10 protein-coding genes are annotated in these 12,300 nt (G+C 74.1%); 8 read left to right on the plus strand and 2 right to left on the minus strand.

Translation table 11 applies throughout. The features are described 5' to 3' along the window. Positions 1–129: 129 nt before the first annotated feature. Entirely contained in the window at positions 130–2,346 is a 2,217-nt protein-coding gene (gene ligA, locus ACVW07_RS17285; RefSeq protein ID WP_456820445.1) for an NAD-dependent DNA ligase LigA, read from the plus strand. Between the two features lies 1 nt (position 2,347). Then, a complete protein-coding gene (locus tag ACVW07_RS17290) occupies positions 2,348–3,784 on the plus strand; it encodes a GNAT family N-acetyltransferase (RefSeq protein WP_456820446.1) in 1,437 nt (478 codons plus the stop codon). 16 nt (positions 3,785–3,800) lie between these two features. On the opposite strand, the gene ACVW07_RS17295 is transcribed toward ACVW07_RS17290, so the two are convergent. Beyond that, entirely contained in the window at positions 3,801–4,970 is a 1,170-nt protein-coding gene (locus ACVW07_RS17295) for an ROK family protein (protein ID WP_456820447.1), read from the minus strand. Positions 4,971–5,172: 202 nt separating this feature from the next. On the opposite strand from ACVW07_RS17295, the gene ACVW07_RS17300 reads away from it, so the two are divergent. The 5 genes from ACVW07_RS17300 (at position 5,173) to ACVW07_RS17320 (ending at position 9,689) form a co-directional block, all read left to right on the plus strand. Beyond that, on the plus strand, positions 5,173–5,595 hold the full coding sequence (locus ACVW07_RS17300) for a pilus assembly protein CpaE (RefSeq protein ID WP_456820448.1): 423 nt from the start codon (positions 5,173–5,175) through the stop codon (positions 5,593–5,595). A gap of 52 nt (positions 5,596–5,647) precedes the next feature. Further along, complete coding sequence (gatC, locus tag ACVW07_RS17305; protein WP_203756998.1) at positions 5,648–5,947, plus strand: Asp-tRNA(Asn)/Glu-tRNA(Gln) amidotransferase subunit GatC; 300 nt, start codon at positions 5,648–5,650, stop codon at positions 5,945–5,947. Beyond that, a complete protein-coding gene (gene gatA, locus ACVW07_RS17310) occupies positions 5,944–7,458 on the plus strand; it encodes an Asp-tRNA(Asn)/Glu-tRNA(Gln) amidotransferase subunit GatA (RefSeq protein WP_456820449.1) in 1,515 nt (504 codons plus the stop codon). The genes gatC and gatA overlap by 4 nt, the downstream gene beginning before the upstream one ends. Continuing rightward, complete coding sequence (gene gatB / locus ACVW07_RS17315) at positions 7,455–8,963, plus strand: Asp-tRNA(Asn)/Glu-tRNA(Gln) amidotransferase subunit GatB (protein WP_456820450.1); 1,509 nt, start codon at positions 7,455–7,457, stop codon at positions 8,961–8,963. Before gatA ends, gatB begins: the two co-directional genes overlap by 4 nt. A 177-nt stretch (positions 8,964–9,140) precedes the next feature. Beyond that, positions 9,141–9,689 carry a GNAT family N-acetyltransferase gene (locus ACVW07_RS17320; protein WP_456820451.1) on the plus strand — a complete coding sequence of 183 codons (549 nt, stop codon included), beginning with the start codon at positions 9,141–9,143 and terminating at the stop codon, positions 9,687–9,689. A 40-nt stretch (positions 9,690–9,729) separates the two neighbouring features. Here the strand turns inward: ACVW07_RS17320 and ACVW07_RS17325 are convergent, their stop codons facing one another. After that, a complete protein-coding gene (locus ACVW07_RS17325; protein WP_456820452.1) occupies positions 9,730–11,073 on the minus strand; it encodes a cryptochrome/photolyase family protein in 1,344 nt (447 codons plus the stop codon). 218 nt (positions 11,074–11,291) lie between these two features. On the opposite strand from ACVW07_RS17325, the gene ACVW07_RS17330 reads away from it, so the two are divergent. Next, the gene (locus tag ACVW07_RS17330; RefSeq protein WP_456820453.1) at positions 11,292–12,185 is read left to right on the plus strand and encodes an oxygenase MpaB family protein; all 894 of its coding nucleotides are present in this window, start codon (positions 11,292–11,294) and stop codon (positions 12,183–12,185) included. The last annotated feature ends 115 nt before the right edge of the window (positions 12,186–12,300 follow it).

A 12,300-nucleotide genomic window follows, 5' to 3' on the forward strand; every position in this document is an offset into this window, starting at 1 on the left:
CGGACGGCGGGCGACCGCCACGAAGGCGCACGCAGCGACGTCGTCGGGCAGCGCTCGTCCCGCTGGGGTGCCGGTCCGCGCGCCGGTCCGGGGTCCGCGCCTGTCGGTGGTCCGCGCGATGATGGGGGCGTGACCGACGACGTGCCCGCGCAGGTGACGGCCTCCGCCGACCAAGAGATCCCCGCGGACGCGCGGCACCGCTGGACCGAGCTGGCCGACCTGATCCAGGCCGACCAGTTCGCGTACTACGTCCGGGACGCTCCCACGTCGTCGGACGCGGAGTACGACGCGCGGCTGCGGGAGCTGCAGGCGCTCGAGGACGCCCACCCCGGCCTCCGGACGCCGGACTCACCGACCCAGCGGGTCGGCGGCACGTTCTCGACGGAGTTCGCCGCCGTCGCGCACGTGGAGCGCATGCTGTCGCTGGACAACGCGTTCTCGGACGAGGACGTCGACACCTGGGCCGCGCGCGCGCACCGGGACCTGGAGACCGACGCCGCCCTGCACTACCTCTGTGAGCTCAAGATCGACGGTCTCGCGATCGCGCTGCTCTACGAGAAGGGCCGCCTCGTGCGGGCCGCGACCCGCGGAGACGGGCGCACGGGCGAGGACGTGACGCTCAACGTCCGGACCATCTCCACGATCCCGGACGTGCTGGCGGGCGACCCGGCCACCCACCCCGAGCGGATCGAGATCCGCGGCGAGGTGTTCCTGCCCGTGACGGCCTTCGCCGAGCTCAACGCGTCGCAGGTCGAGGCGGGCAGGAGCCCGTTCGCGAACCCCCGCAACGCGGCCGCGGGGTCGCTGCGGCAGAAGGACCCGCGCGTCACCGCGTCGAGGGACCTGCGGATGTACGCCCACGGGATCGGCGCGCTCGTGTGGGGCGCCGGCCGGGGCACGGGCATCGAGCGGCAGTCGCAGGTCTACGAGCTGCTGGCGTCGTGGGGCGTGCCCGTGTCGGGGCACACCCGGATCGTCCAGGGGCTCGACGGCGTGCGGGAGATGATCGCGTACTACGGCGAGCACCGGCACGACGTCGAGCACGAGATCGACGGCATCGTGGTGAAGGTCGACGAGATCGCGCTGCAGCGTCGGCTCGGGTCGACGAGCCGGGCCCCGCGCTGGGCGATCGCGTACAAGTACCCGCCCGAGGAGGTGAACACCACGCTCCTCGACATCCGGGTCAACGTCGGGCGGACCGGGCGCGTGACGCCGTTCGGGGTCATGGAGCCGGTGTTCGTGTCGGGGTCGACGGTCGAGATGGCGACGCTGCACAACGCCAGCGAGGTGGTGCGCAAGGGCGTGCTCATCGGCGACACCGTGGTGCTGCGCAAGGCCGGTGACGTGATCCCCGAGATCGTCGGCCCCGTCGTGGACCTGCGGGACGGTACCGAGCGGGCGTTCGTGATGCCGACCGAGTGCCCGTCGTGCGGCACGCCGCTGGCCCCCGCGAAGGAGGGCGACGTCGACATCCGCTGCCCCAACCAGCGGTCCTGTCCCTCCCAGCTGCGTGAGCGGCTCTTCCACGTCGCGTCGCGCGGGGCGTTCGACATCGAGGCGCTCGGCTGGGAGGCAGCCGGCGCGCTGCTCACCGCGGACGTCGTGACCGACGAGGGGGACCTGTTCGACCTCACCGCCGACAAGCTGCGCCGGGTGCCGCTGTTCACGCTCTCGACCAGCTCGAAGGTCGGCGGGGTCGCCCGGGAGGCGGGCGACCTCAACGCGGTCGGAACCGCCCTCCTGTCCAACCTGGAGAAGGCGAAGCAGGCGGCGCTGTGGCGGGTGCTCGTCGCGCTGTCCGTCCGGCACGTCGGTCCGACAGCCGCCCGAGCGCTCGCGCAGCACTTCGGGTCGGTCCCGGCCGTCGCGCAGGCCACGGAGGCGGAGATCGCCGCGGCCGAGGGCGTCGGGCCCACCATCGCCGGAGCGGTGCGGGCCTGGTTCGACCAGCCCGGCGAGGACGACAAGTGGCACGCGGCGATCGTCGAGAAGTGGGCCGCCGCCGGGGTGCGGATGCAGGAGGAGCGCGACGAGTCGGCGCCGCGCACGCTCGAGGGCCTCACCGTGGTCGTCACCGGTGGGCTCGAGCGGTTCAGCCGCGACGGGGCGAAGGAGGCGATCCTCGCCCGGGGGGGCAGGTCGGCGGGGAGCGTGTCGAAGAAGACCGACTACGTGGTGGTCGGGGAGAACGCCGGGTCCAAGGAGACCAAGGCACGCGAGCTCGGCCTGCGGATCCTCGACGAGGCAGGGTTCGAGCGGCTGCTCGCGCAGGGGCCGGCAGGCGTGGGCGACGCGAGCGAGGTCGAGGGCACCGAGGACCGTGCGCCCGCCGTCGGGGAGGCCTGACGTGGCGGGTGCCGTGGTCCGGGTGGCCCGCGGCCGCCAGGTCGCCGACGCGGGCGCCTTGACCGCCGAGGCCTACCTGGCGGACCGCCTGGTGGACGCCACCGACGCGTATGCGGACGAGCTGCGGGACGCCGAACGGAGGTCACGCGAGGGGTGCTTGCTCGTCGCGCTGCTGCCGCCCGGTGAGGGTGACGCCTCGAACGCCCGCGTGCCGGACGCGGGTGCCGACCACGACGACCTCGTGGTGGTCGGCACCGTGACGCTCGCGCCGTACGGCACGTCGTACGCGGAGGTCGCCGAGCCCGGGGAGCTGGAGATCCGGATGCTCGCGGTGGCACCCGAGGCGCGGCGGCAGGGGATCGCGGAGCTGCTCGTCGCGGCGGCGCTGCGCGAGGCGGTCGCGCACGGCGCCCGTCGGGTGGTGCTCTCGACGCTCGACTCGATGGAGGCCGCGCGGCGGCTCTACGGGCGGCTCGGGTTCGTCGCGGCCCCGGAGCGCGACTGGGGCCACGTCGTCGTGCACCTGCGGGTGCACACCTGGACGCCGCCCGACGCTCCCGGCGCCCTGGTCGAGGCTGCGACGTGGCCGCCCGCCCGCGTGGTGGAGGTGGACGGCTGGCGGGTGGGCCTGTCGGGCGGCATGACCCGCCGGGCGAACAGCGTGCTGCCGCTCGGCGTGCCGGCGGACGTCGACGCCGCGATCGACCGTGTCGAGGAGATCTACGCCGACGCCGGGCAGCCGTCGGTGTTCCGGGTGTGCCGCGCGGCGACCCCGGGTCTGGACGACCGGCTCGAACGGCGTGGGTATGTGGCGGTGTCACGTGCCGACGTGCTGGTACGAGGGATCGAGCGCCTCGGACGGCGACCGGCCGACCCGCACACGGCCGACCCGCACACGGCCCACCCGCACACGGCCGACGCGCACAGGGCCGACGTGCACATGGCCGACCTGCACGCCGCTGACCTGCGCGCCGCTGACCTGCACACGGCCGACGTGCACACGGACGCCGGACCGGTGCGGGTGTCGTCCGCGGCCCGGCCCGACGACTCCTGGCTCGGGCTCTGGGCGGGATCGAAGGCCCGGCTGCACGCGACCGGCGCGGCGTCCGACGACGGCACGGCCCTGGCCATGGCCCGCGTGGTGCTCGGAGGAGCGCCTGCGGTGTACCTCCTGGCCACGGACCCGGACGGACCTGTCGGGGTCGTCCGGGCGGCGTTCGCCGAGGACTGGGTGGCGTTGTCGTGCCTGGTCGTCGCGCCGCGCGCCCGCCGCCGCGGCCTGGGCCGTCACCTCACGGTGCTCGCCCTCGACGAGGGGGCCCGGAGAGGGGCGCGACGTGCGTTCCTCCAGGTCGAGGCCGAGAGCACCGGCGCGGCGACGCTGTACGCGGGTCTCGGGTTCCAGCCCTCCGAGCGGTACCTGTACCGGGAGCGCTGACGGGCGGCAGCGGGTGTCAGGTGAGCAGGGCGTCGATGGCGGCGGCGGACAGGACGTGCTCGGACGCCATGGCGGACGCTCCGAGCACGCCCGCGCGGCCCTGGGTGCGTGAGGCCACGATGCGCAGGTGCTGGGTCGCGAGCGGCAGGGAGCGGCGGTCGACGACCTCCCGGATGCCGGCCAGGAGGTGCTCGCCGGCCTCGGCCACGACGCCGCCCATGACGATGACCGACGGGTTGAGCATGCTCACGCAGGCGGCGAGGACCTCGCCGATGTGCCGGCCGGCCTGGCGCACCTCGCGGCAGGCCGCCAGGTCGCCGGCGCGGACGAGGGCGACGACGTCCGCGCTGGTCGTCGCGTCGCCTAGCGCGCTCGCGATCGCCGGCCCGCTCGCGACGGCCTCGAGGCAGCCGGTGTTGCCGCAGCGGCACGGCAGGTCGGGCCCGCCGTGCACGGCGATGTGGCCGAGGTCGCCCGCCGCACCCTGGGCGCCGCGGCGGATCCGGCCGTCGGAGATGATGCCGGCGCCGATGCCGGTGGCCACCTTGACGAACAGGAGGTGGTCGACCCCCGGCCACTGCGACGTGTGCTCGCCGAGGGCCATGACGTTGACGTCGTTGTCGACGAGCACCGGGACGCGCAGCTTGCGGTTCAGCAGGCCGGGCACGTCGGCGTCGTCCCAGCCGGGCATGATCGGCGGGTTGATGGGCCGGCCGGTCGAGTGCTCGACGGGCCCGGGCAGGCCGACCCCCACGCTGGCGAGGTCGCTCTCCGGCCGTCCGGCCGTCGCGAGCAGCCCGAGGCCGAGCTCCACGACGCGGTCCAGGACCGGGACCGGCCCTTCGGCGATCGCGATGGGCTCGTGGTGCTCGGCGAGCACCGTGCCCGCGAGGTCCGTGAGCGCGAGCCGCGAGTGGGTGGCGCCGAGGTCGACCGCGAGGACCACCCGGGCGGACGGGTTGAAGGCGAACCTCGCCGGCGGCCGGCCCCCCGTCGAGCTCGCCTCGCCGGCCGGTGAGACGACCCCGGAGGACAGCAGCAGGTCCATGCGCGCGGCGATCGTCGAGCGGGCCTGACCCGTCAGAACGGCCAGGTCGGAGCGGGTGCGGGGCTGCCCGTCCCGGAGGAGCTGGAACATCTCCCCGGCGCCCGTCGGCCTGGCCGCGACCCTGAGGAGCTCGTCCATGCGCACAGTGAACCATTCCTCCTGACGTCGCCGATCTGTGCGGGGTGCCAGGACGCCGGGAGGCACCGGACGCCCGGGACGCCGAGGCGCCGGCGGCCGGTGCGCTCCGGACGGCCTGCCGGCGGCGACGCACCGTCGGGCGCCCGGGGAACGGCAGGCTCACGTCAGGCGCGCGGCGCTCGTCGGGAGTGATACTGGCTCGATGATCTCCCTGGACTTCGCACTCCTTCTCCGTAACGCAGGCCTGCGCTGGCGCCCGTCGTCGGGCGACCGGTTCGCGGTGCTGCAGCCGGAGATGGACGGCGAGATCTTCACCATCAGCGAGATGACGATCGAGGCGCGGACGTACCCGACCGGCACGGTGCTGGGGTTCAACGGGACGACGGAGTGGGCGCTCGACTCCGTCGCCCAGGAGGACGCCATCTGGCTGCCCCGCGAGGACCAGCTGCGGGACCTGCTCGGCACCACGTTCCGCAGCCTCGCTCGTTCGACCGACGGCACGTACCAGGTGCTCGTCGAGCGGCCGGGCCGTCCGGAGCAGGTGTTCTCGGCGGACAACGCGCCCGACGCGTACGCCGCTGCGCTGCTCTCGTTGGTCGCGGCGGCGGTCGAGCGCGCCGGCTGACCGGATCCTGGGGCTGCCGGTGCGGCCGGGTGCCCCGTCTAGACTCCTCGGCATGTCCACCCTCTCTCGCGACGAGGTCGCGCGCGTGGCGGGCCTGGCACGGATCGACCTCACGCCGGCGGAGATCGACCGCCTGGCGGGCGAGCTCGACGTCATCGTCGAGTCGGTCGCCCGCGTGAGCGAGATCGCCACGCCCGACGTGCCGGCCACCAGCCACCCCCTTCCGCTGACCAACGTGTTCCGTGCCGACGTGCCGGTGGCGCCCGTGGACCGCGACGCGGTCCTGGCCGCCGCCCCCGCGTCCCAGGACGGCAAGTTCCTCGTCCCGCAGATCTTGGGGGAGGACGCGTGAGCGGCGACCTGACGCGGGTCTCCGCGGCCGTGCTGGCCGAGAAGCTGGCGACGAAGGAGGTGTCCAGCGTCGAGGCGACGCAGGCGCACCTGGACCGGATCGCCGCCGTGGACGGTGCCGTTCACGCCTTCCTGCACGTCAGCGCCGACGAGGCGCTCGCGGCCGCGGCCGACGTGGACGCCCGACGGGCAGCGGGCGAGGAGCTGCACCCGCTGGCCGGCGTCCCGATCGCCGTCAAGGACGTCGTGGTGACGAAGGGCCTGCCGACGACGGCCGGCTCGAAGATCCTCGAGAACTGGCTGCCCCCGTACGATGCGACGCTCGTCGAGCGGATCAAGGCGGCGGGCCTGCCGATTCTCGGCAAGACGAACATGGACGAGTTCGCGATGGGCTCGTCGACCGAGCACTCGGCGTACGGCAACACGCACAACCCGTGGGACCTCACGCGCATCCCCGGCGGCAGCGGCGGCGGCAGCGCGGCGGCGGTCGCGGCGTACGAGGCGCCGCTCGCCATCGGCACGGACACCGGCGGCTCGATCCGCCAGCCGGGGGCGGTGACCGGCACGGTCGGCGTGAAGCCCACGTACGGCTCGGTGTCGCGGTACGGCCTCATCGCGATGGCGTCGTCGCTCGACCAGGCCGGCCCGGTGACCCGCACCGTCCTCGACTCGGCGCTGCTGCACGAGCTCATCGGCGGCCACGACCCGCTCGACTCCACGTCCATCGCGGAGCCGCTCCCGGGGCTCGTCGCCGCAGCGCGCCACGGCGCGAAGGGCGACCTGACGGGCGTGCGGGTGGGTGTCATCCGCGAGCTGCAGGGCGAGGGGTACCAGGCGGGCGTGCTGGCGAGGTTCCAGGAGTCGCTCGCGGTCCTGGAGGGCGCCGGCGCCGAGATCGTCGAGGTCTCCTGCCCGCACTTCGAGTACGCGCTCGGTGCGTACTACCTGATCATGCCGAGCGAGGCGTCGAGCAACCTCGCGAAGTTCGACGGCATGCGCTTCGGCCTGCGCGTGGTCCCCGAGGAGAACCCCACGGCCGAGCGTGTGATGAGCGCGACCCGCGGGCAGGGCTTCGGCGACGAGGTCAAGCGCCGGATCATCCTCGGCACGTACGCGCTGTCCGCGGGCTACTACGACGCGTACTACGGCTCGGCCCAGAAGGTCCGGACGCTGATCCAGCGCGACTTCGACGCCGCGTTCACGCAGGCCGACGTGCTGGTCTCCCCGACGGCGCCCACCACGGCCTTCAAGCTCGGCGAGAAGCTCGACGACCCGCTCGCCATGTACCTCAACGACGTCGCGACGATCCCCGCGAACCTCGCGGGCGTCCCGGGTCTGTCGCTGCCGAACGGCCTGTCGGACGACGGCCTGCCCGTCGGGTTCCAGGTGCTCGCCCCGGCCAAGGCCGACGACCGGCTGTACCGGGTGGGGGCCGCGCTGGAGGCGCTGCTGGAGAACACGTGGGGCGGTCCGCTGCTGTCGCGGGCGCCCGAGCTGGAGGTGGCCCGATGAGCACGGTGAGCACGCTGGTCGACTACGACGACGCGATCGCCCGGTTCGACCCGGTCATCGGCATCGAGGTCCACGTGGAGCTCGGCACCCGCACCAAGATGTTCGACGGTGCGCCGTCGGGCTTCGGCGAGGAGCCGAACACGTCCGTCACGCCGGTGTCGCTGGGCCTGCCGGGCTCCCTCCCGGTGGTCAACGGCACGGCCGTCGAGTACGCGATCCGCATCGGTTTGGCGCTGAACTGCCAGATCGCCGAGACGTGCCGGTTCGCGCGGAAGAACTACTTCTACCCGGACGTCCCGAAGAACTTCCAGACGTCGCAGTACGACGAGCCCATCGCGTTCGACGGCCACGTCGACGTCGAGCTCGACGACGGGTCGATCTTCCGCGTGGAGATCGAGCGCGCGCACATGGAGGAGGACGCCGGCAAGAACACGCACGTCGGCGGCTCGACCGGGCGCATCCACGGCGCCGAGTACTCGCTGGTGGACTACAACCGTGCCGGCATCCCGCTCGTCGAGATCGTCACCCGTCCCATCACGGGCGCGGGGGAGCGGGCACCGGAGGTCGCCCGCGCCTACGTGCAGACGTTGCGGGACCTGTTCCGGGCGCTGGGCGTCTCGGAGGCGCGCATGGAGCGCGGCAACGTCCGCGCCGACGTCAACGTCTCGCTCCGGAACACGCCGCAGGACGCGCTCGGCACCCGGACCGAGACCAAGAACGTCAACTCCTTCCGCTCGGTCGAGCGTGCGGTCCGTTACGAGATCAGCAGGCAGGCGGGCGTGCTCGACGAGGGCGGCGCGATCGTCCAGGAGACCCGGCACTGGCACGAGGACACCGGCACGACCACGTCGGGCCGCATCAAGTCCGACGCCGAGGACTACCGGTACTTCCCGGAGCCGGACCTCGTGCCGATCGCGCCGGACCGCGCGTGGGTCGAGGAGATCCGTGCGACCCTGCCCGAGCTGCCCGCGGCCCGTCGCCGCCGGCTGCAGGGCGAGTGGGGCTACGCCGACGCCGAGATGCGCGACGTCGTCAACGCCGGTGCCGTCGAGCTCATCGAGGCGACGGTCGCCGGAGGCGCCGGCCCGGCCGCCGCCCGCAAGTGGTGGATGGGCGAGCTGGCCCGCACCGCGAAGCAGCAGGAGGTCGAGCTCGAGGCGCTCCCGATCACGCCCGCGCAGATCGCCGCGCTGCAGAAGCTCGTCGACGACGGCCGGATCAACGACAAGCTCGCGCGGCAGGTGCTCGAGGGCGTGCTCGCGGGCGAGGGCGACCCGGACGCCGTCGTGGTCGCCCGGGGACTGGAGGTCGTGTCCGACGACGGCCCGCTGCTCGAGGCCATCGACGCCGCGCTGGCCGCCCAGCCGGACATCGCGGAGAAGATCCGCTCGGGGAACCTCGGCCCGGTCGGTGCGATCATCGGTGCCGTCATGAAGGCGACCCGCGGCCAGGCCGACCCGGGCCGGGTCCGCGAGCTGCTGCTGGAGCGTGTCGCCCAGGGCTGATCCACGGTCCCGCCGGCAGGCCGCCGGGTGTGGCGCGGGCGTCGACGACGTCGGCCCTGCACACGACGGTCCCCGGCGGGTCCCGGCCGGAACCGGCGCGGTGCAACACGGGCGTCACACGACGTCCCTACGATCGGACGCGGCACCCCGGCCCGGGCGCCGGACGGGAGAGGTCCGATGGAGAAGCCGACCCTGCAGGGCGAGATGCTCGTGCTGCGTCCCATCCGCGCCGACGACGCCGACGCGATGTGGGACCTGCTCGCGGACCCCGAAGGGCGCCGGCTCACCGGGACCACCGAGACGTTCACCCGCGAGCAGATCGACGCCTGGTGCGAGAGCCGCGCGACGGCCGAGGGGCGCTACGACTTCGCGGTGACGGTGAACGGCTCCGACGAGCTGCGCGGCGAGATCGTGCTCAACGACATCGACGAGGTGGTGCGCAAGGCGAACATGCGGCTCGTCATGCGGCCCGCCTACCGGGGCCGGGGGTACGGCACCGAGGGGATCGAGCTGGTGCTGGGGTTCGCGTTCGACGGGCTGGGGCTGCATCGGGTGGAGCTCGACGTGCTGTCGATCAACGCCCGCGCGACGTCGCTGTACGAGAACATCGGTTTCCGGTTCGAGGGCAGGCGCCGGGACGCGTACCGCGACGGCGACGGGTGGTGCGACGGGATCGACATGGCGATGCTCGAGGACGAGTACCGGGCGACCAAGGGCTCGGCGTGACGGGCTCGCCGTCCCCGGCGGCTGCTCGAGGCAGCGGGGCCTAGCGTCGCCCGAAGTCGTCGAGCGCGACCTTCCGCTCGGTCGCATGGTCGACGATCGGCGCGGGGTAGTCGTCGGGCGCCACCAGGCCCAGCCGCCAGGGCTGGTGCACGGCGCCCCCGGCGATCCCGCGCAGCTCGGGCACCCACCGGCGCACGTAGTCGCCGTCCGGGTCGAACCGCTCGCCCTGCGTGACGGGGTTGAACACCCGGAAGTACGGTGCGGCGTCCCGCCCGGTGCCGGCGACCCACTGCCAGTTGAGCTGGTTCTGCGGCACGTCCCCGTCCACGAGCCACGCCATGAAGTGCTCCGCACCGCGCTGCCAGCGCACGTGCAGGTCCTTGACCAGGAAGGACGCGACGACCATCCGGACGCGGTTGTGCATCCACCCGGTCGCGCGCAGCTGCCGCATGCCCGCGTCGACGAACGGGTAGCCGGTCCGCCCGTCGGCCCACGCGGCGAACGCCGCGTCGGAGGGCGCACCGGAGGCCCACGCGTCGTCCGGCACCACGTCGCGCAGCGACCGGTGCGCACCGCCGGGGTGGTGCCAGAGCACGTCGGCGTGGAACTCCCGCCAGGCGAGCTCCGAGCGGTACGTCGCGACCGACCCCGCATCGGCGGCGGCGCCGGCGAGGTCGGCCAGCAGCGTCCGCGGGTGCAGCTCCCCGTACTTGAGGTGCAGGGAGACGGCCGATGTCCCGGACAGGTCGGGCCGGTCCCGCGCCCAGCGGTAGTCGTCGAGCCCGTCCCGCAGGAAGCGGGCCCAGCGGCGACGGGCGGCATCCTCACCGGCGTCCGGCAGGTCGACGTCCGTCCCCGGGACGTCCGGTGCGCCGTCCGACCGGACGGACGCCCACGGCACGTCGCGCGGGGTGGGGGCGGGTGCTGACCAACCGTGGTCGAGCCATGCCGTGCGGAACGGCGTGAACACCTGGAACGGTGTCCCCGCCTGCGTGCGCAGCCGCCCGGGAGCGACCGCGTACGGCGAGCCGGTGCGGACGAGCGGGACGGCCAGGCCCCGCTCGACCGCGTCGTCACGCCGCCGCCCGTACGGCTCCGTCGCCGCGGTCACGTGCACGGCCGTCGCACCCACCTCGCGGACCAGCGCGGGCACGACGTGCTCCGGCGCGCCGCCGCGCACGACGAGCCGTCCACCTGTCGCGTCGTCGAGTGCCCGCAACGACCGGGCCAGGTAGGCCAGGCGGGGAGTGCCCGCGCTCCGCCAGAGCACCGGGTCGACGACGAAGAGGGCGACGACCTCGTCGCCGGCCGCGCGCGCCTGGCCCACCGCGGCCAGCAGCGCCGGGTGGTCCGCAAGACGCAGGTCTCGGCGGAACCACAGCAACCACGGGCACCGGGCGACGCTACCTCCGCCGTCACGGGTGCGCTCGGCCGGGCGGCCGGCGAGGGACCGGGCCCGTCGCGCCCGCGTGCGCCGGGGGTGCTCGGCGTCGCCCGGTGAGTGGCCGGGTGCCTCCGTGTGGGCGGCGCGACGGCGCCCGACGCGCCGCCGCCGGCGTCTCCGGCGCGCGTCGCCCGGCGCGGAGGGCGCACCATCGAGGCATGACGACCACACCGCACGCGCGCGGGGCCACGACCGAGCCGGCGCACCCCCGTGGACCCCTGCGCCGCCGGGCGGGCGAGGCGTTGTTCATCCGGGTGTCGGGGCCGGACGGTTTCTCGACGCGTGACCGCATCCACCACTCGCCCGGCCCGCGGTGGTTCCCGCCGGGCTCGGCCGTCCAGGTGGTGCACGGCGACGCCTCGATGTTCGTCGGCGGCCTGCGCGCCCTGCTCCTGCAGGCGCTGCACCCCGTCGCGATGGCCGCCGTCGCGTCGTTCTCGGACTTCCGCGAGGACCCGTGGGGTCGGCTGGCCCGGACGAGCACGTTCCTCGCGATGACGGCGTTCGGCACGGCTGACGACGCCGAGGCGGCCGTGCAGCACGTCCGACGGGTGCACGGCTACGTCCGCGGCGTGACACCCGACGGGGTCCCCTTCTCGGCCGACGACCCGCACCTGCTCGCGTGGATCCACGCCGCGGGTGTCGACAGCTTCGTGACCGCGCACCGCACGTTCGGCCTGCGGCCGCTCGACGGGGCCGGCTACGACGAGTACGTGGCGCAGTCGGCGGTCGTCGCACGCGGGCTCGGCGTCGTCGATCCGCCGCTGACGATCGCGGACGTCGGCGCGGTGCTGCGCTCGTACCGGCCGGAGCTGCGATCGACGGACGCCTCGCGCGAGACGGTCGACTTCCTGCTGCGGACGCCGCCCCTGCCGCTCGCCCTGCGCCCCGCGTACGCCGGCCTGGCTGCCGGAGCGTCGGCGACGCTCCCGGTGTGGGCTCGGGCGGAGCTCGGTCTGCGGCCGCGTCCCCCGTTCGGCGGAGTGCCTGCCCGGGCCGCCGGGCAGATGATCACCCGCTCCGTGCGATGGCTGCTTCCGCCGGTCGAGTGACATCTTTTGGGTATGCTTGCGGAGCAACCCGACATCGTGCTCCGGGCATTCCGTGTTTCGATAGATAACGTTGTCGATAACGATTGACCCTTGCCTCGTCTGCTGCAAAACTCCC

The organism is Cellulomonas sp. URHB0016, assembly GCF_054057935.1.

Bases quoted from the DNA above. Each gene is read 5' to 3' on its own strand.
- ACVW07_RS17295 (WP_456820447.1), bottom strand. From the start codon at position 4,970: ATGGACGAGCTCCTCAGGGTCGCGGCCAGGCCGACGGGCGCCGGGGAG.
- ACVW07_RS17300 (WP_456820448.1), top strand. From the start codon at position 5,173: ATGATCTCCCTGGACTTCGCACTCCTTCTCCGTAACGCAGGCCTGCGC.
- gatC (WP_203756998.1), top strand. From the start codon at position 5,648: ATGTCCACCCTCTCTCGCGACGAGGTCGCGCGCGTGGCGGGCCTGGCA.
- gatB (WP_456820450.1), top strand. From the start codon at position 7,455: ATGAGCACGGTGAGCACGCTGGTCGACTACGACGACGCGATCGCCCGG.
- ACVW07_RS17320 (WP_456820451.1), top strand. From the start codon at position 9,141: ATGGAGAAGCCGACCCTGCAGGGCGAGATGCTCGTGCTGCGTCCCATC.
- ACVW07_RS17330 (WP_456820453.1), top strand. From the start codon at position 11,292: ATGACGACCACACCGCACGCGCGCGGGGCCACGACCGAGCCGGCGCAC.